General features: G+C 34.0%; 25 protein-coding genes and 1 pseudogene. 6 read left to right on the forward strand and 20 right to left on the reverse strand.

The features are described 5' to 3' along the window. Positions 1-17: 17 nt before the first annotated feature. Positions 18-1,091, reverse strand: a complete 1,074-nt coding sequence (locus EK386_RS07800) for a hypothetical protein (RefSeq protein WP_126658606.1) — start codon at positions 1,089-1,091, stop codon at positions 18-20. An 82-nt stretch (positions 1,092-1,173) separates the two neighbouring features. Here EK386_RS07800 and EK386_RS07805 point away from each other — a divergent pair, with 82 nt between their 5' ends. Then, positions 1,174-1,467 carry a hypothetical protein gene (locus EK386_RS07805; protein ID WP_126658607.1) on the forward strand — a complete coding sequence of 98 codons (294 nt, stop codon included), beginning with the start codon at positions 1,174-1,176 and terminating at the stop codon, positions 1,465-1,467. Here the strand turns inward: EK386_RS07805 and EK386_RS07810 are convergent. Beyond that, a complete protein-coding gene (locus EK386_RS07810; RefSeq protein ID WP_126658608.1) occupies positions 1,452-2,063 on the reverse strand; it encodes a hypothetical protein in 612 nt (203 codons plus the stop codon). The genes EK386_RS07805 and EK386_RS07810 overlap by 16 nt on opposite strands. A 409-nt stretch (positions 2,064-2,472) precedes the next feature. Here EK386_RS07810 and EK386_RS07815 point away from each other — a divergent pair, with 409 nt between their 5' ends. Further along, positions 2,473-4,506: a bifunctional diguanylate cyclase/phosphodiesterase gene (locus EK386_RS07815; protein WP_158674393.1), complete on the forward strand. Its 2,034-nt coding sequence runs from the start codon at positions 2,473-2,475 to the stop codon at positions 4,504-4,506. A gap of 92 nt (positions 4,507-4,598) precedes the next feature. On the opposite strand, the gene EK386_RS07820 is transcribed toward EK386_RS07815, so the two are convergent. The 7 genes from EK386_RS07820 to EK386_RS07850 all read right to left on the reverse strand — a co-directional run bounded on the left by EK386_RS07820 (position 4,599) and on the right by EK386_RS07850 (position 8,240). Then, positions 4,599-5,114: an HXXEE domain-containing protein gene (locus EK386_RS07820; protein WP_126658610.1), complete on the reverse strand. Its 516-nt coding sequence runs from the start codon at positions 5,112-5,114 to the stop codon at positions 4,599-4,601. Continuing rightward, positions 5,101-5,622 carry an HAD family hydrolase gene (locus tag EK386_RS07825; protein WP_218939070.1) on the reverse strand — a complete coding sequence of 174 codons (522 nt, stop codon included), beginning with the start codon at positions 5,620-5,622 and terminating at the stop codon, positions 5,101-5,103. The genes EK386_RS07820 and EK386_RS07825 overlap by 14 nt, the downstream gene beginning before the upstream one ends. 280 nt (positions 5,623-5,902) lie before the next feature. Continuing rightward, the gene (locus EK386_RS07830) at positions 5,903-6,439 is read right to left on the reverse strand and encodes a GNAT family N-acetyltransferase (protein WP_126658612.1); all 537 of its coding nucleotides are present in this window, start codon (positions 6,437-6,439) and stop codon (positions 5,903-5,905) included. A 35-nt stretch (positions 6,440-6,474) separates the two neighbouring features. Then, positions 6,475-6,732 carry a DUF3953 domain-containing protein gene (locus tag EK386_RS07835; RefSeq protein WP_126658613.1) on the reverse strand — a complete coding sequence of 86 codons (258 nt, stop codon included), beginning with the start codon at positions 6,730-6,732 and terminating at the stop codon, positions 6,475-6,477. A 418-nt stretch (positions 6,733-7,150) separates the two neighbouring features. Beyond that, on the reverse strand, positions 7,151-7,552 hold the full coding sequence (locus tag EK386_RS07840; RefSeq protein ID WP_126658614.1) for a hypothetical protein: 402 nt from the start codon (positions 7,550-7,552) through the stop codon (positions 7,151-7,153). A gap of 56 nt (positions 7,553-7,608) precedes the next feature. After that, on the reverse strand, positions 7,609-8,007 hold the full coding sequence (locus EK386_RS07845) for a hypothetical protein (protein ID WP_126658615.1): 399 nt from the start codon (positions 8,005-8,007) through the stop codon (positions 7,609-7,611). Positions 8,008-8,024: 17 nt separating this feature from the next. Beyond that, a complete protein-coding gene (locus tag EK386_RS07850) occupies positions 8,025-8,240 on the reverse strand; it encodes a helix-turn-helix transcriptional regulator (protein ID WP_246027615.1) in 216 nt (71 codons plus the stop codon). Between the two features lie 439 nt (positions 8,241-8,679). Here EK386_RS07850 and EK386_RS07855 point away from each other — a divergent pair, with 439 nt between their 5' ends. Both EK386_RS07855 and EK386_RS07860 read left to right on the forward strand, forming a co-directional pair. Then, positions 8,680-11,079 (forward strand): EAL domain-containing protein, encoded by a 2,400-nt coding sequence (locus tag EK386_RS07855; RefSeq protein WP_158674394.1) that lies wholly within the window; start codon positions 8,680-8,682, stop codon positions 11,077-11,079. 302 nt (positions 11,080-11,381) lie between these two features. Beyond that, a complete protein-coding gene (locus EK386_RS07860) occupies positions 11,382-11,873 on the forward strand; it encodes a hypothetical protein (protein ID WP_126658617.1) in 492 nt (163 codons plus the stop codon). Positions 11,874-12,115: 242 nt separating this feature from the next. Here the strand turns inward: EK386_RS07860 and EK386_RS07865 are convergent, their stop codons facing one another. The 3 genes from EK386_RS07865 to EK386_RS07875 all read right to left on the reverse strand — a co-directional run bounded on the left by EK386_RS07865 (position 12,116) and on the right by EK386_RS07875 (position 14,372). Beyond that, positions 12,116-12,559, reverse strand: coding sequence for a GNAT family N-acetyltransferase (locus EK386_RS07865; RefSeq protein ID WP_126658618.1), 444 nt, complete (start codon positions 12,557-12,559; stop codon positions 12,116-12,118). 170 nt (positions 12,560-12,729) lie between these two features. Further along, positions 12,730-14,046 carry a PD40 domain-containing protein gene (locus tag EK386_RS07870; RefSeq protein WP_126658619.1) on the reverse strand — a complete coding sequence of 439 codons (1,317 nt, stop codon included), beginning with the start codon at positions 14,044-14,046 and terminating at the stop codon, positions 12,730-12,732. Positions 14,047-14,225: 179 nt separating this feature from the next. After that, positions 14,226-14,372, reverse strand: a complete 147-nt coding sequence (locus EK386_RS07875; protein WP_126658658.1) for a Fe3+ hydroxamate ABC transporter substrate-binding protein — start codon at positions 14,370-14,372, stop codon at positions 14,226-14,228. A gap of 288 nt (positions 14,373-14,660) precedes the next feature. On the opposite strand from EK386_RS07875, the gene EK386_RS07880 reads away from it, so the two are divergent. Next, positions 14,661-15,302, forward strand: coding sequence for a glycosyltransferase (locus EK386_RS07880; RefSeq protein ID WP_126658620.1), 642 nt, complete (start codon positions 14,661-14,663; stop codon positions 15,300-15,302). Positions 15,303-15,345: 43 nt separating this feature from the next. Here the strand turns inward: EK386_RS07880 and EK386_RS07885 are convergent, their stop codons facing one another. The 6 genes from EK386_RS07885 to EK386_RS07910 all read right to left on the reverse strand — a co-directional run bounded on the left by EK386_RS07885 (position 15,346) and on the right by EK386_RS07910 (position 19,962). Continuing rightward, positions 15,346-15,888 carry a DMT family transporter gene (locus EK386_RS07885; protein WP_246027616.1) on the reverse strand — a complete coding sequence of 181 codons (543 nt, stop codon included), beginning with the start codon at positions 15,886-15,888 and terminating at the stop codon, positions 15,346-15,348. Between the two features lie 148 nt (positions 15,889-16,036). Continuing rightward, positions 16,037-16,861, reverse strand: coding sequence for an alpha/beta fold hydrolase (locus tag EK386_RS07890; protein WP_126658621.1), 825 nt, complete (start codon positions 16,859-16,861; stop codon positions 16,037-16,039). A gap of 212 nt (positions 16,862-17,073) precedes the next feature. Further along, on the reverse strand, positions 17,074-17,850 hold the full coding sequence (locus EK386_RS07895) for an alpha/beta hydrolase (RefSeq protein WP_246027617.1): 777 nt from the start codon (positions 17,848-17,850) through the stop codon (positions 17,074-17,076). A gap of 176 nt (positions 17,851-18,026) precedes the next feature. After that, entirely contained in the window at positions 18,027-18,713 is a 687-nt protein-coding gene (locus tag EK386_RS07900) for a DUF3600 domain-containing protein (protein ID WP_126658623.1), read from the reverse strand. Further along, positions 18,706-19,230 carry a sigma-70 family RNA polymerase sigma factor gene (locus EK386_RS07905; protein ID WP_126658624.1) on the reverse strand — a complete coding sequence of 175 codons (525 nt, stop codon included), beginning with the start codon at positions 19,228-19,230 and terminating at the stop codon, positions 18,706-18,708. The genes EK386_RS07900 and EK386_RS07905 overlap by 8 nt, the downstream gene beginning before the upstream one ends. A gap of 129 nt (positions 19,231-19,359) precedes the next feature. After that, entirely contained in the window at positions 19,360-19,962 is a 603-nt protein-coding gene (locus tag EK386_RS07910) for a LysE/ArgO family amino acid transporter (protein WP_126658660.1), read from the reverse strand. A 103-nt stretch (positions 19,963-20,065) separates the two neighbouring features. On the opposite strand from EK386_RS07910, the gene EK386_RS07915 reads away from it, so the two are divergent. Continuing rightward, complete coding sequence (locus EK386_RS07915; RefSeq protein WP_126658625.1) at positions 20,066-21,499, forward strand: aminotransferase-like domain-containing protein; 1,434 nt, start codon at positions 20,066-20,068, stop codon at positions 21,497-21,499. 65 nt (positions 21,500-21,564) lie between these two features. Here EK386_RS07915 and EK386_RS07920 read toward each other — a convergent pair. Together EK386_RS07920 and tnpB are read right to left on the reverse strand one after the other, a co-directional pair. Further along, positions 21,565-22,389, reverse strand: a pseudogene (locus EK386_RS07920) (alpha-isopropylmalate synthase regulatory domain-containing protein); the annotation flags it as partial. A 60-nt stretch (positions 22,390-22,449) separates the two neighbouring features. Next, positions 22,450-23,571, reverse strand: coding sequence for an IS200/IS605 family element RNA-guided endonuclease TnpB (gene tnpB / locus EK386_RS07925; protein ID WP_179966014.1), 1,122 nt, complete (start codon positions 23,569-23,571; stop codon positions 22,450-22,452). Positions 23,572-23,596 lie beyond the last annotated feature (25 nt).

Raw genomic sequence — 23,596 nt, forward strand, 5'->3', positions numbered from 1 at the left:
ATCTTAGTTCTTTCTGGTCAAATCTCATTAGCTGAAGTATTTGCTTTCATAAAAAAAGTAAGATTATGCCACAATATATGTTCAGTTTTCCCATATTCCTCTGCTAATTTTTCAAACTGCGTATTCTTTTTAATGCTTCCAAATCCAACAGAAACCCGTTCTACAGAAGGATTTCTTAAAAGTGGAACATAATCGTCTACATTCATATTCATTGCTGACCAGTGTGTAAATTCAACTAAGGTAGGAGCATGTTCTAAACTACTTATGTCTTTTAACCCTTTCATATTTTCAAATGCCACTTTCTTTAATTGTGTTAGGTTACTTAAAGATGGCATTACATTTACGTTTGGTAGATTTTGAAGAACTAAATATTGAAGTCCCGTTAATTTAGATATAAACGAAAGATCACTTAACCCCCTTATTTGAAGTAACTCCAAATATTTAATATTATCCAATCCTTCAATAGCCGAAAAATTACTTATACCTCCAAAATTGATATTGAGATACCACATATTTTTTAAAGATATTAAAAATTCCAGATTCTTTGTTGTAATGGAGGTGAGTGTTAATTGCTCAATACTCGTCAAATCACTAATCACTTCAATATTCTTTTTGTGCCCTACTATAAGAAGCTTTCGAAGGTTCCTAAATCTTTCTAAAATCGATAAATTAGGTTTTTTTGATTTTGTTTGTCCTAAAACTAATTCTTCTAACGTATCAGGTATTTTAGATAAAATATCAAAGCTTTCAAGACCATAAATGCTCAACATTAATTTTTTCAATTTCTTTAAATTGGTGATCGCTTCTAAATTTTCTACCATCTGATGACACTCTGCATAAAAGCGTGCTAAATTTGGCAACTTTTCAAGAAAACGAAAATCACATGTAGAATTGTAGAAACCATACACACGAAGTACAACATCCTCACGAACAGAGAATAAAATATCATTTAACATTTGAAATGTTTCATGTTCGATTACACTTTGAAATTGTATCACTTCAAGTTCTTTATAATTTAATAAAGCCTGTATCTCTTCCTCGGTTAAAAATTTTTTTATTTCTACCCTTCCCTCCGTGATTATGCTGTACATGAACTGTCCCCTAACTATAATTAGTAAATGCGCCTTATTTAATAAGCTCATTCAACAATGGATGAAGATACGAACAGATACTATGAATTTTGTCATTGATACAATTATTCAAGAAACGAAAAGGAACAAAGGCGCCATTTACCAACTTATCGATACTGAGAAAATGGGTGTGTTTGTTTACTCAATGGGTGGCTTAGCAAGTGGTTGGCTTGGTGGGGAACGGAATGATATTGATGCATCAGTTATTCTAGAAATATTTTGTACGAAAAACACTGCAATTAGCCCTACAACTCCCAGTAGGAATGAAGTTATAAACCATTTTGTGAATTTATCTATGTCGTTCCCTCCTCACCTACTTGCTCAGTCCATCCAATAAAAGAACGCATCAAATACTGTATAATGTCTCGGATCAGTGAAGGTTTGAATTTTTGTTTTAAATGGAAGTGGTTGAGACAAATATTCCTTTTCTAAAATACTATAACCTGCATCCGCTAGTTTCTGTTTGATTTCTCGAAACTCTTCTACCATAAATGGTGGTGGTTCATTTATCACTTCTTGCGGTCTACTAATCATGCTCATTCCGCTAAAAAATTCATCTTGAATCTCTTCCGTATTAATTATAGCTTTATGTCGGATATCTTTCCCAATAATCGCTACCGGAGCTAATCTACTTATATAAATCACAAGGCCTTCTAATTGAATAGACGTTAGCGAATCTTTTTCAATATACTTTTCATTTATCTTACTACTTCCGTCTTTTTTATAACAAAAAAAGTCAACATAAGAAGCATAACCACTTCCATAATGGTCAAAGATGGCTTCACATTTAATGGATTTAGAACGACTGATTATATAAAACAAATTTTGAATATAGTTTTCAATTTGCTCTTTATCGTTTGTGTTATAGGGATACGTCTCACCAATAGGCTGTTCTGCTATCATTGTTTGAAGTTGTTCATTCGAAAATTTCAACAGTATTCACCTCTTTTTTTCGCTCGATGAACTACACGGACATCCCTTAAGTTTAGTTAATGGGTTATGATAATAATTTTCATTATCCCTTCTAGGTTAATTGAGACTGAATTTTCCATAAGTAGGACATGGATAAAGAGACCACGATTGTTCCTATCTCCTTAGCACTCAGTCCCATTGTTTTACAATCACAGGCATGACTGCGGAAAAGTTAAACTACATTTGCATCGCTAATAATTGTGTAAACGACATCATTAGTAATGATTGTTCTTGGTTGCATCGTTTCTTCCCCCTTCTTATTGAGCATTTAATTATTATATATCACTTGTTTTATGGTAAAATTTCAATTTAAAACTATAACTTATTCGATATTTATCATTCTATGTATATCAAAGAGGTAGCATTTCCTATGTTCACTTTACCAGACTTAAATAACATCTTTCTATTAGAAGGACACTATTCTGCATTTTTAGTAATCCTTTCTATCATTATTTCTTGCTATGCTTCTTATATAGCGTTGTCCATGAATAGACGGATGAAGGATCATACATTTTTCCATAAAAATTTTTGGCTCTTTCTATCCTCTATAGCGATGGGGCTTGGTATCTGGTCTATGCATTTTATTGGAATGAGTGCTTTTATGTTGCCCATTCCAATGAGTTACGATGTCGGTTTAACGATTGTGTCTGCACTTCCAGCTATATTAGCTTCTTATACGGCCTTTTATTTTTCCAATCAAGCTAAACCAACACATAAGCTTAATATTCTGTCTGGGATTATTATGGGAATTGGGATATCAGCCATGCATTATGTCGGGATGGCTGCGATGGAGATGGAAGCAGCGTATACGTATAAGACATGGATGTTTGTGCTATCCATTCTAATTGCCATCACTGTCTCCTATACTGCCTTGTATATCTTTACTACACTACAAAAACATATGGACAACCAATTAATTAAAATGATCACCTCCATCATAATGGGACTGGCCATCACGAGTATGCACTATACCGGCATGGCAGCAGTCGTTTTTTATGTAAATGAACCACTACCAAACCAGTTGCATCATATGGATATGACATTTCTTATTATCGTCATAACAGTAGGAATCTTCTTCTTATTAACGATTACAGGTTTAACGAGTTTACTCGATCGTTATGTAAATTACCGACTAAATTTCTTTGATGCATTAACGTTATATCCTAACCAAAGATTATTTGAAAAAGACTTATACAATGTGAAAACAAGCGGTAGTTTAGCTATTATCCACATCCATGACTTAGAAAAATGGACGAACGTGCATGGATACGCTTTTGGAGATAAAATCATAAAGACTGTAGGAACTAGTTTGAGTACAATAAAGCCTATATCTTCAAAGGTGTCCCACATTGAAAGAAATCGTTTTGCCATCTTAAATAGTGAGAAAAATGAATACGAAAACATGAAACTATCTATAAAACAGATTTTAGCTGATTTACAAAATCCTTTTCTAATAGATGATCATAGTATCTTGGTTGAGATGGTTTGTACCATTTCACATACAAGTGATAAAAAAGAACTGAGCGAATTATTTTTTAATAATTTGGCAGTCCTTCATCATCCATTAATCCAGTATACACATGAAGTAATCGAATTCGACCCGTCCATCCATACTTACGGTTTTGAAAGAAAAATTATAGACGATATCGATCAGGCGATTAAAAAGAACGAACTATTTCTCGTATACCAACCTAAAGTTTGCTCAAAAGCGTTAAACGTTACGGGGGTAGAGGCACTATTACGTTGGCAACATCCAATTTACGGTTTTGTTTCTCCAGGTCTCTTCATTCCGATATTAGAAAAAAGTGACAAAATATTTGATGTAACCGACTGGGTGATTGAAGAAGTAAGTCGTCAAATATCTATTTGGGTAAAAGACAATGTTCCCTTTTCCCATGTATCCATCAACATACCCGGAACTTATGTCACTTCAACGAGATTATTAAATGTACTTAAGCAAAATCTTTTAACCCATAAAATTAATAGTAGCTCTATTGAATTGGAAATTACGGAAACAAGTGTGATTCATAATATGGAAAATGCAATCGCGTCAGTTAATGAATTTAGAAATCTTGGTTTTACAGTAGCATTAGATGATTTCGGTACAGGATTATCTTCGTTGTCCTATTTAAGAAGGATCCCCATTTCAACGATAAAAATTGATAAATCTTTCGTAAAAGATATAACACATTCCTCAAAGGATTCTGAAATACTAAAGGCCATCATTACTTTATGTAACTCATTAAATTTAAAAATCGTTATAGAGGGCGTAGAAACGGAAGAACAAGTAAATATCATTACTGAATTAACGGAAACACCCCAAATACAAGGCTATTATTTTTCTAAGCCATTAGTAGCAGAAGAATTAGTTTCTTGGATCAAACAGGAAAATTTAAAATCGTAAATGGATCTGTAGTACGAAAAAACCCATTTTCTCAAATACTGAGGAAGTGGGTTTTTGATGTAGTTTGGCTATTTTATGTAGTTCACGGAACCCTATAAAACAAGTTGTGCAATATAAAGCGCAATGAATGCAAGGGGCGCTTGAATGATAAATCCTAATATGAAATAGACAAAAAGCCTTTTATATGTAACTACTCCCTCTGCAATAAGGTGCTTCGCTGTAATAAAAGAATAAGGATACAAAATAATGATGGATGTAATGACACCTGGAACATACTCTTTGAAAAAAATGAGCTGTAATAAGTGACCGATCCCATTTGCCAAAAGAATTCCAGGTACTAAAAATGCAAGGTAAGTAGCAGGGGCCATGCCAATAAATTTTTTACCCACATACGCTTGATAACAACCAATTGAAGCAACGATCCATAATAGTATAAAAGCAAATGAAAACTCTAAAGTTGTGATGCTAAAGGGTATAATACTAGAATGTTCCTCTAGAAATTGCTCCACTGTTAGGATTTCTTCAATATCATGAAGTGAATATAAAGGTGGAAAAAGTAATAGAAGCATCTTAAACTTTGAAATTCGAACTTTTTTAAGCGTATTCATTCATTGACCCCTCTAACTGCAAGATCACCTCATATAATTGATTCATTGATGTTATTGCATAATCTGCATCATCAAAAATTGCATGATGACCATCTTCTATAAATAGTATCGTATGTAATCCAATCCTTTTTGCCGGTACAATATCCTTTTCATAATCATTGCCAACCATTATACATTCTGCTGGTGTAAGATTTAACTTTTTGATAATTTGATTGAAAAACTCAAGGTCTGGTTTTGAAACACCGAGTTCTCGAGAAGTAAACAAATGTTGGAAATAATTTTTTATATTTATTCGGTTTAAGGCTACTCCCATTCGTTCTGCATTTGAATCACCCGCATTAGAAGCCACACAACAAATATAATCCGCGCTTAAATTCTTTAATGCTTCTTCAATGCCCGGAACTCCCTCAACTTTTTCCCAATAAGCCATTGCCCCTTTATATTGAGGAAAATCACGCATAAGAGTGTCTCCCCAATCAAAAATTACCGCTTTTATTTTTCGTGTCATCATTTTTTCTCCCTAGCACACTTAATTTTATTTAAATAATTTCGACAGCAAATTTCATAACTCCTTCTAATTTGGGTAATGTTGGATTTCCCCTAAGAATGATATACATATACCTTTGCCGCACCAACCTCATATACATTTAAATAAGTATAAAATCTCTCATCCAAATAATGCTTCGTTTTTTCAATTTTAAAAATATAATACGTGACTGTCTGACAACAAAAAAAGCCAATTCCTAGATTAAAAGGGATTGACTCATTACTATTCCTATCTTAATCTTCTACCCAAAGTTTATTGCCTTCCATTCATTCTCTAAAATACTCATTTCCCATAAACTCCAGTATTCGTCACCAATTTTTCTTGAATCTCTTAGTAACCGTTCTTTTTTGAATCCCACTTTTTCATAACAAGCAATTGCTGGAGCGTTAAAATCAAATACACCGAGACTAACTCTTCGTAATTTTAACTCTTCAAATGCAATATTGAGAATTTCCTTCATCATCATTAAACCTATACCTTTTCCTCTAACATTTTTATCTCCTACTAACACTTTTCCTACTCTTGCCGATTTATTATTTCGATCGATATTGCCCAATGATATATGTCCTATTACATTACCAGTTTCCAATTCTATAACGCTGTAAACCAAAACAGAAGAGCTAGCATTGTTCGCATCTTTAAGGTAAGTCTCTAACTGTTGTTCGGTTAGTGGGAAATTAAATTTAGGACCTGCCCATTGAAGTAAAAATTCTGGAGTTTCAATCCAATTTATAAGTTGTTGAAAATCCGAACGTTCGAAAAATCTGAATTTAATCATAATCAAGTTCCCCTCGTTTCTAAGTATGAAGTTCATTAATTACTCAAAATATTTAATACAGCACTATACAGAAGGAATAATGCAACAGCAAAATTGAAAATGCTCGATAATAGTTTTTGCGTTCTCTTATATTCTCTTAATCCGATAATAATAAAAATTCCACTCAAAAATATGAAGGATAATGGAAGAAAACTGAAGTTCTCCGTAACTAAACAGTAGCTACTAATCGCCATAGCAAGCACTGTAAAAATAAGTTGAAGTAACATTAAACTATCCAACTTTTTATCTTCCATGATCTCACCTCTTATAAATTAACGTATTAAATGGATTTCTATGGTGCTCATCAAACTTCTTGTACAATCTGTTCACTAGCACAGGAAGCGATTACACTTCTTTTTTAATTCACCATAATCTTTGAAATTCCTTAATAAATAACAAAAAGATGTAACCACCTACAAATACAAATCCTAAGGAAAAACCTATTAAAAGTAGCCAACACGCCGTCAAGAAAGACCTATTGAACCATTTGTTGTCTAGCCACTTCACGCCTTCTCCCCATCCCTATACTTCTTACAAAAAAGTTCTTGTTAAATTGTTAAACGTATCATTTGGAATATAGTTCCATCAATTATACTAAAGACACAGCAAAAAGGCGTTAACCTTTTTTAGATCAACGCCTCCGATAGCTAGTGTAAAAGCGACTGCACTGGTTCAATTCTCTCCTGTCTTTCTTACTTTCAAAAGATTAATAGAATATAGTGCATAATATGAAATAAAAAGCCCTAAAATAAAGAAGGCCAAAACAACACCATAATCCTGACTTGATACTTCACTACTCACGAACTCACTTACCGATGTTTTAATTACCATATAGATTAGGATAAAAAATAAGAGTAATCCAAACCTTTTAAGTTTGTTGCCTTCTTTTAAAGAATCTTTCTTTAAACGCATAATGTAGCGGAAATATCCAACAAGTAAACCAATAACAAATAATACAATAAAAATAAACCGCAAAGGGTGAACATCAATAAATACCTTTATTATGGTACTCACAAAAATAACGAAAAGTATAAGCCATACTGTAATATAATAATTTAATGAGTATGATTTCACTTTTAACGCCCCTTTTTTCTTTATATATCCATTAAGAATTTAATTCATCTCGTTCTCTAAGCAATTTTTCTTAATACAAAGTACAAAGCGAAATAGATACATAGTTGCCCCACAAATAGATAACTTAAAATCTTGATATATTCCGTCATATTTAATGAAGTAAAAATAATGAGCGTAATGGCTTGGATCATCATTGAAAAATTAAAAGCTTTCGATCGGGCTTCCTTTGAAATATAAATATTTCGTTCGTCATTACTAGCAATACTCCATTTTTCAGCATACTCTTCATTAGTTTTAATACGTCTTATTTGAATCAAACGCAGCATTGCAAAAATGAATAATGCTAACCCCAAACCTCCCCAAAACGAATCAAGCTTTCCGAATATTTCAGATAATAAAAATAACACTCCCCCAACTATTAAAATTATTACATACGAAAATACTCTCTTTTCCAACTGAATCGTCACCTCTCTTAATCTTCAAATATAAATACTTCTTCAATTGGTTTCCCAAAAGTTTTTGCAATTTTGTAAGCAAGCAAAAGTGAAGGCGTATAATTACCTTTTTCAATAGAAATTATTGTTTGCCTACTTACACTAACTTTGTCAGCCAAGTCTTTTTGCGTCAGTTTATATTCTGCTCTTAATATATGAATTCGGCTTGACAATAAAGGTTCTTTTAAACCCACAAAGCTCTTTCCCCTTCCTAATTATGGAAAATCATACCTATATGGTAAAGTTAAATTAACAAAAAGTCAAGTTTACTTTACTTTTTGTAGATAAATTTACAAAAAGCAGCGCAACACGGATTAGAGTTTGCCCTGCCAGTATTAGCATGTTTAATTAAATTGTTTTTTTGATCTTATTAACTAAATGAAAATGATTCTAACATGGCAAAAATTCCTACTTTTATACAAAATAACCTTAGTTATTGCTCATTAATCTTAATTTAATACTGTTTATGCTATCTAACTAGGTAATTAGTTTATAATAAATACAAATTTAGGAAATTAGAATTGACCTTTTTAATTCCAATTTTATTGGTCCATTTTTCTTAAGTAAATAATGTTCAATCCAAAGTTAAAAGTGTTGTTCAAAAATTTCATATTAGAATTGTGGTGCATATTAATGTCTATGAAGTTAAAAATCTATCTTTTAACGACATCTCTTGTTTTATTTACAGCAATTATTTTAATAATTCTTAGTGTTAATTCTTTATGGAGTCATATTGAAGAGGAGAAATTCCAAGAAGTCTCTTCACTTGCTCTTCTTCTCGATGAAAATATTGAAGGTACATACGATGACTTAGTTAAAAAGAATGGAGAAAATGGAGTGACGACTGAAGCATTAAACGCGGAACTCCAACCATTTATTGATAAGATTACAACCGCCTATCCTGGCTATGGTACTGGCTATTACGTTAAGGAATTAAATTCAATTGTTGCATTTGGACCAAATTTTAACAAGGACGGATTAAAAGATATTAGTGCCGATTCATCAGCAAGGATCGTCTATAAAACAAAAGAACCTTATCAATTTCAAAATTACTCCCAAACACGAGATGGTATTGTCCTTGCGAATATTCGCCCGATCATTCGAGATGGTGAAGTGATTGGTCATGTATGGGGAAATGTTCTAGTTGAAGATATGAATTCTCTTTTTATAACAGAATTAAAAAAAGGGATTGGGTTATTAATAATTATAATGCTCATTGCGTTACTTGGTTCTAATTTAATTACTAGACAATACATAAGAAATTTAAAGAATTTCCGTGAGCGGGTTAAAAGTATCGATTTAAATCAGCAACAAGCTCCTAAATTTGCTGCAGAGTTAATGGAAGTCTATGATGAAGTCGTTTCTAGCCGTGTAGCATTAATCGAAAGTGAACAACGTTTCCGTGATGTGGCAAATGCCTTTGAAGAATTCGTTTGGGAAACAGATACGAAAGGGAATTATCTTTACCTCTCTGAACGTGCAACGAATATTTTAGGGTATGAGCCACATGAGTTAATTGGAAGAAATACAGTAGAAGATGTAATTAAAGAAGACCAAGAATTAATCCGGAAAACCTTAGAAATACATTCAAAGGGAAAAACAGGATTTCGCAACTTAGAATATCGTAAAATGACTAAGTCCGGTAATGTGGTCTATTTAAGTACTAATTGTGTACCAATATTTAATTCGAATCAAGAATTTATCGGTTTCCGTGGTGCTGCAAGAGATATCTCTACTAAGAAAAAAGCTGAGCAACGAATTCAGTATTTAGCACACTATGACTATTTAACAAATCTTCCAAATCGTGCGTCTTTAGAAAAGGAAATTAATAAACTAATTGAGCAAGATAAACCATTCGCTATCCTATTTATCGATGTCGATCACTTCAAAACCATTAATGATTCTTTAGGACATACGATGGGTGATGATTTATTACGAATTATAGGAGAAAGGTTAATAGAAAGCATTCAGCAAACGGACCAAGTTTATCGTTTTGGTGGCGATGAGTTTATTATCGTGATGCAAAATTTCCAACATGCGGATGAGATTAAAATTCGTACTCAAAAAATAGTAAATAATATGGCAAAACCGTTATTGCTCAATGACCAACCATTGTTTACCTCAATAAGTGTCGGTATTAGTAAATATCCAACTCATGGAAATGACTATGAAGCTTTAATTAAAAATGCAGATATGGCGATGTATACTGCTAAAGAAAATGGTCGTAAACAGTATATTATTTATGCGGATGAATTCGGTGAGAATGTCTATGAAAAATTTGAAATAACAAATGATTTTTATGATGCGCTAGATAAAGAACAGTTTAAATTAAATTATCAGCCACAAGTTGACCTACATTCAGGCAAAATTGTTGGCGTGGAGGCATTAATTCGTTGGCAACATCCAACAAAGGGCGTGATTTCCCCTGCAAAATTCATCCCGGTCGCTGAAGAAACTGGATTGATTATTCCACTAGGTTCATGGATTTTACGCAAAGCTTGTTTAGATCGAAAACAATGGCTTGAAGCGGGGATTCAAGATATTCGAGTTGCGGTCAATATTTCCATGAAGCAATTCCAACAAGAAAACTTTGTTGAAACAGTGTTGTCTATATTAGAGGAAACAGGTTTAGATCCGACCTATTTAGAATTGGAGATTACGGAAAGTATCGCGATGAATAAACATCAAGATGTAATAAAAAAATTAACATTATTAAGGGAAAAACAAATCTATGTTTCCATTGATGACTTTGGAACAGGGTATTCTTCTTTAAGTTACTTAAAAGAGCTTCCAATTAACCAATTAAAAGTAGATCAATCTTTTGTTCAAGGTATTGATCATGGGAATTATCAAATTTTACAATCGATTATTACCCTTGCTCAAGCAATGCAACTTAGCGTTGTTGCTGAAGGGGTAGAAACAGAAAAACAAGCACAACGATTGAAAGAATTCAAATGTTCAATTGCACAAGGTTATTTATACTATAAACCAATGCCTGTAGAAGACTTACTACCTGTATTAAAATCTATATAGAAACCATAAATTATTTAAATTTTACCTCCTCGGCTATTTAACGTCTGAATTTCAAAAGCGTTAAGTAGCCGCCTTTCGTTAGTAGAAAAAACTAAAAGTAAAAATATTGAGATCCACACTAGTTGAATGGTCATGAAAATAATCCCTTTGCTGCTTTTGTACATATAATGTTTAGGATTTAACAAAAGGGTGTGAACTATGTGGGCATTTTGGCAATTCTATGGGATTAATCCGAGATTTATAGATGCTGTTACCTGCCCTTCTCCCCCTACCCTATACTAGTTTTCATTTGGAGGATTTGTATGACAAATTTTTATTCATTTCATGGAACTGTTACGGCGATTAGTGATTTTTTCACAGGTCAAAATGGTAATAGCGAAGGCTGTTATAAATTATTCACTCTAGAAAACGAATCGGGTTCTATTGTAAATTTCGTTATTTCACCCTCAACTTATTTTGTGGATCAACAAATGGTCTTGGTAGGAGATCGCGTGACCGGATATTATGATGGAGATTTACCCGCAATTTTTATTTACCCTCCCCAATACCAAGCGCTTGTCATCGTAAAAGATAACCCAAATCAGAATGTAAAAGTGGATTATTTTAATAGCCAATTGGTAAGTACTGATGGATCTTTAAAATTAAATTTATCTCCTTATACAAGAATACTATTAACGAATGGTCAACCTTTTTCGAGATATCCGGCAAATCGAGATTTAATTGTTCTATATGGCCCTACTACAAGAAGTATCCCTGCACAAACAACACCTTATCGTATAATCGTTTTATGTTAATGGATTCTTCTATTAAAACTCGTTCAGTATTGGCGAGTTTTTTTATATTTTTCTGCATAGTAAAAAAGGAGTCGTCCAAAAAGGCATTTTGGGACGGCTCCTTTTCGACGAGGATAGTGACAATTTATTGTTACTACCGCAGGAGCAAAGCTTTTGAACGATATTTTATCATTAGAAGCATAGATGCCCAGAAAGTGTAGGCTTTCTGGGCATCCCCAAGTTAAATAATCGATTAGCAATTATTAAGCTAAACTTAATTCATACTGATAAAATTGGGAATCTCTTACGTAACCATTTTTTTCATATAGGCTTTGCGCAGAATAGTTATCGGGTGCTGTACTTAGACTAATACTTTTGGCACCGGTTTGAATCCCGTAATCTTTTACTTTTTGCAGGAGCATTTCACCGATCCCTTGTTTTCTCGCTTCTGCAGCTACATATAAGTCGTTCAGTATCCAAGCTCTTCTCATCGAAATGGACGAAAATGTAGGATACAGTTGAGTAAAACCTACATACTCTTGTTCGTTTTTAACAACAAATATAACAGAATCTTTGTTTTCTATACGTTCCTTTATGTAAGCACTCGCACCTTCTAGATCTGATGGTTGCTCATAAAACATTCGGTATAAATTAAATAATTTTGATACTCCTTCTAGATCTTCAATGGTAGCTTGATAGATTTTCATTCAAATCCCTCCCTCATTTGCTCATATTATACACCTTTGATAGGGAAATGTTGTAAAATTAAACACCGGTATTACTGAATAATGGCGATTTCTATCATGACGAAACTACTGATTGAAATGTTTTCCTCAAAAAAATAGGCTCTACTACGAATAGTAGAACCAGTTGAATCTTAAGTATTCCTTCTTTTTAAGAAAAAGGTCAATGCAAAGGTATACCCGAAAATAATAAGTGTACATCCAAATAAAGCAGCTGCTAACATGCCCAGTGCGATTCCGTACCACGGATCTACAACCATTGCAACGATAAAACTACTGATGAATACAAGAACAGTAAGAAGTACACTCGCAATCGAAGGATAATATCTTCTTCTTGAATGATAGAACGATAAATATGTGCTGATTAAGCCTAATAAGATTACATACAGAATAGCCACTGTACTACCGTTTGCAAATATATCAATTGATTTTGATAACAGATGGCTTGATTTTCCATGAGGCAATTCCAATTCTATTGATTGTATTTTTTCCGTTTCCAGATCTATTACTTTTAACGTATGTTCTGCAGGATCTTGTGGCCAATTAGAATTTTCTAAAAAGGCAATTTGGGTTTGGTCCTTGAAAAATTCCGGTGAGACAACCGATGAATCAAGATTTGTTAACCTTTTGCTTTGCCCATTTTCAAGATCAAGTAAAAATAGTTCATATTTAAAGAGTGAACTGTCCAGTGATTCCTTCGAAATGCTTGTATAAGCAATCCTTTTTCCATCTGGTGAATACCGGAAAGAATAGGTATCATCCGGTAGCAGAGTGGAGCCTGGTGCTTCTTTTTCTGAACCATCTTCTAAAGAGAAAGCTGTCACTACTTCTCTATTCCCATCAAACAAGCTGTAATAAATTTCTTTCCCATCTGGTGAAACAGAAAGATAATTCATCGTAAAGTGGTCTTGATTCGTTAGTTGTTTAATCTCTTTTGAAACGATATCCACGACAAACAAATCAAAGCCTTCTGTCGTTTCACCTTCAGCTTTTTTAAAGTCTTCTGCAGCTGTTCCAAAAAAATAGATTTCTTCACCTGTGTTTGAAAAGACAGCCTCTGATACATGCGTTGTAGCGTTTGTTAGGATTTCCTGCCCCGTGCCATTTTGACTGGCTACAAGTAATGAGTTGATCCCTTCTGCATTTTCAGCTAAATAAAGAATTTTCGTTCCATCTTTAGAATATCTGGGACTATGAAAATTTTCGGATGCGGATTCTGTTAATTTTTCTACGTCTGTCCCTTCACTAGTTGAACGATAAATATCTTCTTTGCCATCTACAAAATAGGAAAATACGTAATATTCTTCATTCGGTGACAAATCAAATGAGCTTCCCATCCCAGTAAAATAGCGATATGGATCATCATCCCGCAATATGCTAAGCACAATCGACGCTGCAAGCAAAAGGAAGGTAACCGAGATTAAACTAATTAATATTCTTTTTTTTTTCAAATTGTCTATCTCCCTTTTTCTATTATTAGATCTAGTTTGGCTAACATTTCCCTTTGTTTGACTAATATTTTGCGCACTTTGGCTAATATATTCATTTACTAGGATCTTTTACATAAACACACACCACATGCAATCGCCCACAATAGTACAACATGTCCAATGAATATTCCTATAATTCATTAGGATTTATTATGAAAACAGTCTTCACATATAAATTTGCCTTCGTTATTTAAATAGGCTTTTATTTCTGTAAACCCTTTTTGCTTAGGGTAACGCATTTTCACAAAAACAATGTCGTCTTCTTTAATCTCTTTCTCACACGCCATACATTTTGGTTGATCCCAAAGCACACGAACGCACCTCCTGAGAATAATTTTATTTATTAGCTTATTATCTATACGAATTACTTCTATAAAAGTTTCTTACAAAGTCAGCTCTAGTTTGGTTTGTCTAATATTTCCCTTTGTTTGGCTAATATCCCTTAAGATTTGACTAATATTGTGCTCATTTTGGCTAATAATCTATTTAGTTTGGCTAATATACTCATGAATAAAAAATTTCAATATTTCAATAATAAAAAGGAGTATTTTTCAACTTGGGAAGGGGAAGTTTTGATGAAAAAATTATTGTTGATGGGACTTATTTTGTTTTTCCCTCTAAATATGGTGGTTGGAATATCGAGTGCCGACGCAGCACCTAAGGAAAAGTCTATGAGTCAAGCAGAGGTAAAGTTTGAAAATGACTTTAGGAGACTTTGGATTGATCATATATTGTGGACAAGTAACTATATTACAAGTGCCACAACAGCAACAGCAGAAGATCAAAAAGAGGTATTGGCTAGACTACTGAAAAATCAAGAAGACATTGGGAATGCTATAAAACCACTATACGGAGAGAAGGCTGGGAACAAACTGACGACTTTGCTTAAGGATCATATTGTAATCGCTGGAAAGATCGTTGATGCGGCTAAAAGTAAAAATGAATCCTTAGTAGATCAGCTAAATAAAGAATGGCTTAAAAATGCTGACGAAATAGCGGCTTTCCTTAGCGGGGCAAACCCCCATTTAAAAAATGAAGAGCTAAAAAGTCTACTCACTATGCATCTGAAATTAGTAGCAAATGACTTATCGGCTAGCTTGAATAAAGATTGGAACGCAAGAATCGCTTCAATTGATGAGGGCGTTACACATATGATTATAATGTCAGATACGATTTCTGAGGCAGTTGTGAAGCAGTTTCCGGATAAATTCAAATAATAATCTTAAGAATCTCCAGCTTGTTGTTGGAGATTCTTTCATTTTAATTTTCATCTATCGCCCCCCTATGTTTCCTTCTTGCTCGAAACATTTCTCCATATGCTGCACCCCCTAAAATCAACACAGCTCCAACTATCTGCACAAAACTTAACATTTCTCCTAAAATCGTAGCGGAAAAAATTAATGCCGAGAGAGGTTCTAAGTATCCTAAAATTGACACTGACTGCACGGGCAAATGACCAATGGAAGAAAAATAGAAATAGCAACCAATTCCAGTATTTACAACACCTAATATCAATATAGGTATCCAGTTTCCTTCTAAAAGATTAACCGCGAATCCTTGCTTCAATCCTACAAATATAGCCACTGTTAAAAAGCTCACAACTAACTGGCACATCGCATTTTCCAATCCTGTTATAGTTACAGCCTTTTTGTTGAAAATGACCATAAAAACATACATGACTGCCGATAATATACCGAAGATTAATCCCCAGGAAATTTCCCCCTGTGCAAAAGCTTGCCCGTTTACACAAAATAAAAATAAGCGTATCCCACATCTGAAAGGTACGCTTATTATGATAATCAATTTAGTTTCATTTTTATCGCACCCTCTTGTTAAAGGGAACTTTCTACTATTCTATATTTTGCAAATAGCAACGGAAATTCTGTATAATGCTTCCGCTATGTTCAATAGATCTTAAAAAATATATTATTTATAAAGTAATAAGCATCATTCAAATCTTCTGCTTTTCAAACATTGATACTCCTTCATATGATTTAAATGGTTTTCCCTCAAAAAAATCCATAATCATTTCATTAAAAATATCCTTTTCCATCGTGCTTATTGGGTCGAATGCGTTTTTAAATAAAGCAAGCGTAGCATTTGGGATATTGTTAAAGAGTATTTGGGAGCCCTTTCTTTCATCTACACCCATCACTTTTCTATCACCGCCCATAACCAAAGTTGGAACGTTAATATTTATTAATTCATTTGTATGGGTAGGAAATTCAGAATTTTTAGCAAGAAGAAACATTTCTTTATTAAATGTAAACGAGTCACGTAATATGTTTTTCGTGAATTCTTCCTTACCATAGACTTTCAACATTAAGTTAATAATCGTATCATAGGACATCATTTTAAAAATCGTATTGGACACTTTCAAGACCCAGCCTGATACCTTTGTAGGGACTTCGCTGTAACCATTCGATAACACGAGCTTCTCAATATATTTAGGATACTTTGATGCGAACAATTGAGCTGTAACTGAACCATAAGACAATCCAACCAGATGCGTCTTCGTTATATTGAGTTCGTCTAAAAATTTTTTTACATCTTCAGCCATGACTCTTGCAGTGAATTTGTTATCTGGGAAGGTTTTCGTAGATTCTCCGTGCCCCCTCATATCCAACATAATCATCTTATATTTGGAGGAAAAAGATTCTATTTGGGGTTCCCACATCTTCCAACTAGCTCCTAATCCATGCAGAAACACAATCGGATCACCTTGCCCCCTTACTTCATAATTTATCTGTACTTTATCAAACTCTACTTTTGGCATACTTTCCCTCATTATTTCTATTAATTATTTTTTTACAAAGAAGAATTCTGTATTGAAGAGGATTTTTCCTTTAGCAAGCACCATAGTTCAGAATCTGGTCCCTTTAGCTTTTTTCTAACTAAATGAGAATTTTTCATTGATAGGCTAAATTATTCGGGATTGCTATGATCACTTTAGCCTTTATCGTGTCCGATTGTGGGATAAAGAATGTTTTACTTTGCCTGTGATAAAAAAGTAAATAGTTTAGGGACTCGATCTCTAAACGATACGTAGTTATGTTCTGCTTCTTTAACAATTTGAAACTCTACATTTGGTACTTTTTCTTTTAAGATTTCATATATGACTTTATTTGAAGCTAAAAATTCCTTATTAATTACTTCCACATCCCCAGATTCCCTAGTTCCGCAGTCTAAATAGATATTTTTAACTTGCGATAAATCCGTGCATTGTATTAACTTTTCAATCTCCTCTTGATTTCGATAAAAAGCAGAGGATAAAATCGCGATGTTTCTGAAAATTTGTGGATAACGACACATCGCGAATGTTGAGATAAGGCCTCCTAAGGACATTCCCGCCATCGCTGTACGTTCTGTTAATGTTCGATAATTATTGTCTATAAATGGCTTTAGTTCACGAACGATAAAATCTACATACTGTATCCCTTTTCCACCAGCTAATGATTCCTGTCCTAAAAATTTCTTACTGTATTCCCCACATATCCATGGACAATATTCATTTATTCTTTCTTCACTATTTTGGTCTATTCCGACAACAATAACATTCAATTCATTTTCATCTAAGTAATTTTCAAGATTTAAAGAAGTACCGCCAATTGCATCCTTATCATGGAAAACATTTTGACCATCATGCATATACAAAACTGGGTAACGCTGATCGTCCTTATTGTAGTTTTTTGGTAGATATATTCTTATCAGTCTTTTTTGCTTGAATGCAGTTATATAAAACGGAATTATTTCTAACACAACCATCCCACCCTTTTCATATCACTTCAATTATTAATTAATAATTTTTGATTTAAGTAGATTACACCACAACCCACCCTGAAGTTAAACATTAATTTCCATTTTTGAAGTGAAAGTTGTTGTTCAATATGAAAAATGAATCAACTTGGAATTTTATTTTCCAAGCTGATTCATTTATATAGTTAATTTCCAATTTGTTTTTCATTCACATAGTTTAGAACTTCCTGTGCTTTTATAAAATCCTCTTGTGAATCAGTAGGAATCCTATCAATATCTGGTGGTGTTGAGACTCCTGTTTGCGCCATAACGGTTTCATATGTTAGCAAAGCTTGAATATATTGTTCGTATTCTTCCTCTGTTAAAATCTCTTTACTAGATGGGAGATTGTTTAATTGGTCAAAGTAGGGCTGGATTTCATAAAGAGCTACTTTAATTTCCTCTAGTTGTTCTTCCGGGACTTCCGAATAATCAATATTTCCATTTTTATCACCAAGTTCGAGTTTTGCACTTGTGATGACAGTTAATAGTTCTTTAAATTGTTCGTATTGCTCTTTTCCTAGGTTACCTTTTGCTTGTGTTAATTTTGCATCAAATAATAAATAACCTTTCATTGTGATATTTGCTATATGTTTTTTTACATTATCAAACGAACCATATAAATCATCTGCAAGTAACGACTGATACGCAAATGCACCTGTTGGCACCATTAAACAAGCTGCTATCATCGCAACGGCCATTCGTTTTTTTACAAAACGTTTCACACTTCCGCCCATTTCTGATTTTGCTTTTTGGATGCCAAGTTTCCCCCTTTCGTGAAGCTCTTCTGGAATTTCAATTTTTGTTAGCTCTTGTTTAAGTTGATTATCCATAGTTTTCTACCTCCTTTATATTTTGGCGAAGTTTATTTAAAGCGCGGTATAATACAGACTTTGCAGTTCCAAGTGGGATTTCTAGTATCTCTGAAATTTCCTTTAACGTACGATCGTCATAATATTTTAATAAGATGATACTCTTCTCCTCTTCTTGCAAAATATCCATCAGCTTATGTAAAGCTAAAGAAAGTACGATATCTTCATTTTCTTCTATAGTGGGTATATCAAACTCTGGATTTAGTTGAATCACCTTTTTGTTTTTATTGATCAAGTTCAACGCACAATTGATTGTAATTTTCATGAGCCATGTCTTGAAATATTCTGGTTTACTCAAGGTGCGAATGTTCTTAAAGGACTGATAAGCGACTTCTTGAACAATATCTAATGCATCATCTTTATTTTTCACATAGACATAAGCCATTCGATAAATATCTTTTTCGTACTGTTGAAAAAGCTCTAAATATGCTTTGTCATTTCCTTTTTGTGCTTTTTTTACTAAGCGTTTAATATTCATCGTAATTCCTCCTTTCGTTTTGGGTTTACATGTATTAGACAAACAAGAAGGTCATTTGGCTTAAGATTTTCAAATTTTTTTATTGAAGAATCGCTCTCTTTCAATGAAATAACTAAAATTTACCGTTGTTTATAGTAATCCGATAAAAAGATACATAGCAGTTCCCCAGATAAACAGTGCGGAACATTTGTTAAAGATTTTCATTAAACTTCCTGTACCATCTAGTTTTTTGATAATTGTACCTGCTAGCGTTAATCCAAAGAACCAAATCCAAGAGATTGTAATGCATGCCATTGTAAAAAGTACCCTTTCTGTTCCGATATATTTTAATGCACTTGTCCCAATAACACCTACAATATCTAAAATGGCATGTGGATTAAGTAAGGAAACAGATAAGGCAAACATAATCTGTTGACGAGTCGATAATGCTTTATTCGTTTCAGCTTTTGTTGGTTCAGATCGCCAAATTGCAAACCCCATGTAAAGTAAAAATAATATCCCTATACTCATTAGGCTTATTCGTAGCCATTCAAATTGCATAACAATAACGGATAGCCCAAAGACAGCTAACAGAATTAAAAACGTATCGCACAGTGCGGCTGTCACAGTTGCCGGAAGTGCTCGGAGTAGTTTTGGTTGTGTGGCTCCTTGTGAAAATATAAATACGTTCTGTACACCTAAAGGCAAAATGAGACCGAATGCTAAGATTATTCCGTGAAGAATAGCTTCCATATAAATAATCAACTCTCTTTCAATTTCTAGTGTACTATGATAAAACTGAAAGAAAACAACCAATTGGATGGTTTTTCATCCACCCAATTTACGGAGGGATTGAATGAAGTGGCAACCAAATCGCGATTCCCATTTGAGCATTCAAGAGCAAATAGTAGATTGGATCAAATCTCGTATTGAACGAGGCGACTGGACTGTTGGCACAAAAATTCCAACACAGCGGCAACTCGCAATGGATTTTAATGTAAATCGAAGCACCGTACAACTTGCACTCGATGAATTAAGGGCGGATGGTTTACTAGAATCAAAAATGGGGTCAGGAGTATATGTAGCTAATAATTCATGGAATGTACTTTTAGACAAGGCTCAACCAAATTGGCAGCAACACATTGAATCAAGTATCCATTTACCAAACTACCATACAATTCAACTCATCAATGAATATGAGCAAATGGATCATATCATCCGTCTCGGAACAGGGGAATTATCCCCTGACTTACTACCAACCAAACAACTTGAAGCGTCATTAAAGGCGATTTCTCTTGATTCAAAGGCAATTGGCTATTCATCACCAAAAGGAAGTGAAAAGCTAAGAGGAATTTTATGTAGTTATTTAAAAAAACGAGGGATTCAAACAGTACCAGAGAATATTTTAATTGTTTCAGGCGCACTTCAAGCACTCCAATTAATTGCAATTGGATTATTAGAAGAAGAATCTATTGTCTTCCAAGAACAACCTTCGTATTTAAATTCTATCCATCCCTTTCAATCAGCCGGAATGCGTTTAATTTCACTGTCACGGGAAGGACATTTAACAGACAATTTACGTAAATTCAAAAGAAAAAAACAATCTATCTTTTACTGTGTACCAACCTTACACAATCCAACAGGGTACAATTGGTCAAAGGAAGAAAAGCAACGTCTGTACGATGCGTGCAAAGAGTTACAAATCCCGATTGTCGAAGATGATGTCTATCATGAACTATTGTTTGACTCTTCTTCTCCTGCCATAAAGTCGTTTGATACATCGGGACAAGTTCTTTATATCGGCAGTGTATCCAAAACGCTAAGTCCTGGATTACGGATTGGTTGGGTTGTTGCACCTTCTCCCGTTATCCAGCGATTAGCTGATATTAAAATGCAAACAGATTATGGTTCAAGTGCCTTTTCTCAAGAAATCGTCTCATACTGGATCTCATCAGGTTTATACGAAAAGCATCTAGTAAAACTTCGTGAACAATTGAAAAGAAGGGCTACATTTGTAGAAGAAATATTAGAACGGCAATTTCAACAATTAGCCAGCTGGAAAAGGTCTGAGGGTGGCTTCTACATATGGCTTCGGTTTCATGAGCCTATTGTAAATAAAAATTTATTTCTGAATTTACTTAAACAAAATGTTTTGATTAATCCAGGTTATATTTATGAATCAAATGATTTACATCATATTCGTCTTTCCTATGCTTATGCATCATTAGGAGAATTAAAAGAAGGATTAAATACTTTACTAGAACTAATTAGCAGTAACTCTCAGAAATGATACTTTTATTATGAAAAAGCCCAGCTTCTCTACGAATTAAAGTAGAGAAATTGGGCTTTTCCTTTTTACACACTTTCAGGAACTTTTTTATACACGGAATTCAACCCAGCTACAACAATACTGTTAATGGCATTAATGTAAGCGAATGCGCTTGCCTTCAAAATATCCGTGTCAGCAGCTTTGGCAATATATTTTGTTCCCTCATGTTCAATGACAATTTTCACTTTTCCAATTGCTTCTTTACCACGAGAAACAGAACTAATATTATATTCCACAAGTTTTACATCAATATTTGTTACGTTTGCAATCGCTGAATATAATGCATCAATCGGTCCTGAACCTACTGCACTCGATTTCAGGATTTCATCGCCTTTTATGATTTTTACACTAGCAGAAGGAAATGCCGAGTTACTAATCACTTGCAAATCCTCAAGTGCATAAAATTGACTGCTATAGTTTTGACGATTCGGGTTATTTTTCTCCACTTTTTCGTAGTACTCTTCCACAATGACGTATAGATCATGATCATATACTTCTTTCTTGGCATCTGCTAACTGTAGAAACCTTTCAAAAATTTGTTCGAACTCTTCTTCTGTAAAATAATGGAAGGAAAGATTTTGCAGTGCATTTTTCACTGCGTGGCGGCCTGAACGCGCTGTTAATACTAACTCCATATCCTCTAATCCTACATCTTCTGGATGGACAATTTCATACGCATCGCGCGATTTTAATAGCCCGTCTTGGTGGATACCCGATGAATGTGCAAATGCGTTATCGCCTGTAATTGCTTTATTTACTTGAACATCTAGCCCCATGAAACTTGAAACAAGACGTGATGTATTCATAATTTCTTTTGTATTAATATTCGTTGAAACGTTTTGAACTACCCCCACTTAGCTAAAGTTTGAAGTGGAGGATTCCTACGAACACCGATGTATCCATTAGTTTTTTTAGTAGGCTATCCCCGCAGTTCCTACGGTTAGAAGTCGAATCGCTTCATTTCTAAGATTTTGTCCTGCGTTAAGATCTCGTTGGTGAAAGGTACCACAAGAAGGACATTCCCATTCTCGAAGGTTTAGGTTCTTAACGTCTTTGTTTTGGTAACCACAAGTTGAACAAAGTTGTGAACTGGCAAATGTTTTAGACACAACCACGACTTCTTTTCCATACCATTTTGCTTTGTATTCAAGCATCGTTCTAAATTGTGACCATGATACTTCACTAATTGCTTTGGCTAACTTGTGATTTTTTAGCATGTTTGACACGTGCAAATCTTCAATCCCTACAACATCGTGATTTTTGATGATGTGAGTGAAGATTTTCTGTAAGTAGTCTGTTCGGGCATTGGTGATTTTTTCATGAATTCGAGCCACTTTCACACGTTGCTTGTTCCAATTAGTCGAACCTTTCACACGCTTCGACAGAATACGTTGTGCTTTGGCTAACTTTCCATCTAATGTGCGAAACCATTTTGGATTCGAGAAGACCTCTCCGTTGCTCAACGTCGCAAAATCTTTTAGGCCTAAGTCAATCCCAACGGAAGAACCTGTCTTTTCGAGTGGTTTATTTTTTGTCTCAACAAGAATTGACACAAAATATTTCCCACTTGGATTGCGTCTAACCGTGACGTTAAGAATACGCCCTTCTACCTCACGACTTTTGGCGAAACGAACAAGTCCAAGTTTAGGCATTTTGATCTTGTTGCCGATGATTTCTATATTTCCGTTCGTGTACTTCGTTGTATAGGATTGTACCTGATTCTTTTTAGACTTAAAACATGGTGGATTAGTTTGCTTCTTAAAGAAACGATGAAATGCATTGGAAAGATTCTTTAATGCGGATTGCAAGGAAATACTGTCCACTTCTTTTAACCAGACCAACTCTTTTTTTAGCTGTGTTAAATCGGCGGAACAAGATTGATAGGATAATCCTTTACCAGTTTCCCTATATGCTTCATTCCAGCGTGCTAAGAAGTGATTAAAAACAAAACGTGAACAACCAAATGTTTTATTAATCAGAATAACTTGTTCTTTTGTTGGATAGATACGAAATTTATAGGCCTTATTGACGATCACAAATTGCACCTCCTCAAAATAA

The organism is Lysinibacillus antri (assembly GCF_003977595.1).
In the GTDB taxonomy this organism is placed as follows: Bacteria; Bacillota; Bacilli; order Bacillales_A; family Planococcaceae; genus Ureibacillus; species Ureibacillus antri.

Bases quoted from the DNA above. Each gene is read 5' to 3' on its own strand.
- EK386_RS07800 (WP_126658606.1), bottom strand. From the start codon at position 1,091: ATGTACAGCATAATCACGGAGGGAAGGGTAGAAATAAAAAAATTTTTA.
- EK386_RS07805 (WP_126658607.1), top strand. From the start codon at position 1,174: ATGAATTTTGTCATTGATACAATTATTCAAGAAACGAAAAGGAACAAA.
- EK386_RS07815 (WP_158674393.1), top strand. From the start codon at position 2,473: ATGTTCACTTTACCAGACTTAAATAACATCTTTCTATTAGAAGGACAC.
- EK386_RS07820 (WP_126658610.1), bottom strand. From the start codon at position 5,114: ATGAATACGCTTAAAAAAGTTCGAATTTCAAAGTTTAAGATGCTTCTA.
- EK386_RS07825 (WP_218939070.1), bottom strand. From the start codon at position 5,622: ATGACACGAAAAATAAAAGCGGTAATTTTTGATTGGGGAGACACTCTT.
- EK386_RS07830 (WP_126658612.1), bottom strand. From the start codon at position 6,439: ATGATTAAATTCAGATTTTTCGAACGTTCGGATTTTCAACAACTTATA.
- EK386_RS07835 (WP_126658613.1), bottom strand. From the start codon at position 6,732: ATGGAAGATAAAAAGTTGGATAGTTTAATGTTACTTCAACTTATTTTT.
- EK386_RS07855 (WP_158674394.1), top strand. From the start codon at position 8,680: ATGTCTATGAAGTTAAAAATCTATCTTTTAACGACATCTCTTGTTTTA.
- EK386_RS07860 (WP_126658617.1), top strand. From the start codon at position 11,382: ATGACAAATTTTTATTCATTTCATGGAACTGTTACGGCGATTAGTGAT.
- EK386_RS07865 (WP_126658618.1), bottom strand. From the start codon at position 12,559: ATGAAAATCTATCAAGCTACCATTGAAGATCTAGAAGGAGTATCAAAA.
- EK386_RS07875 (WP_126658658.1), bottom strand. From the start codon at position 14,372: ATGGCGTGTGAGAAAGAGATTAAAGAAGACGACATTGTTTTTGTGAAA.
- EK386_RS07880 (WP_126658620.1), top strand. From the start codon at position 14,661: ATGAAAAAATTATTGTTGATGGGACTTATTTTGTTTTTCCCTCTAAAT.
- EK386_RS07890 (WP_126658621.1), bottom strand. From the start codon at position 16,861: ATGCCAAAAGTAGAGTTTGATAAAGTACAGATAAATTATGAAGTAAGG.
- EK386_RS07895 (WP_246027617.1), bottom strand. From the start codon at position 17,850: ATGGTTGTGTTAGAAATAATTCCGTTTTATATAACTGCATTCAAGCAA.
- EK386_RS07900 (WP_126658623.1), bottom strand. From the start codon at position 18,713: ATGGATAATCAACTTAAACAAGAGCTAACAAAAATTGAAATTCCAGAA.
- EK386_RS07905 (WP_126658624.1), bottom strand. From the start codon at position 19,230: ATGAATATTAAACGCTTAGTAAAAAAAGCACAAAAAGGAAATGACAAA.
- EK386_RS07910 (WP_126658660.1), bottom strand. From the start codon at position 19,962: ATGGAAGCTATTCTTCACGGAATAATCTTAGCATTCGGTCTCATTTTG.
- EK386_RS07915 (WP_126658625.1), top strand. From the start codon at position 20,066: ATGAAGTGGCAACCAAATCGCGATTCCCATTTGAGCATTCAAGAGCAA.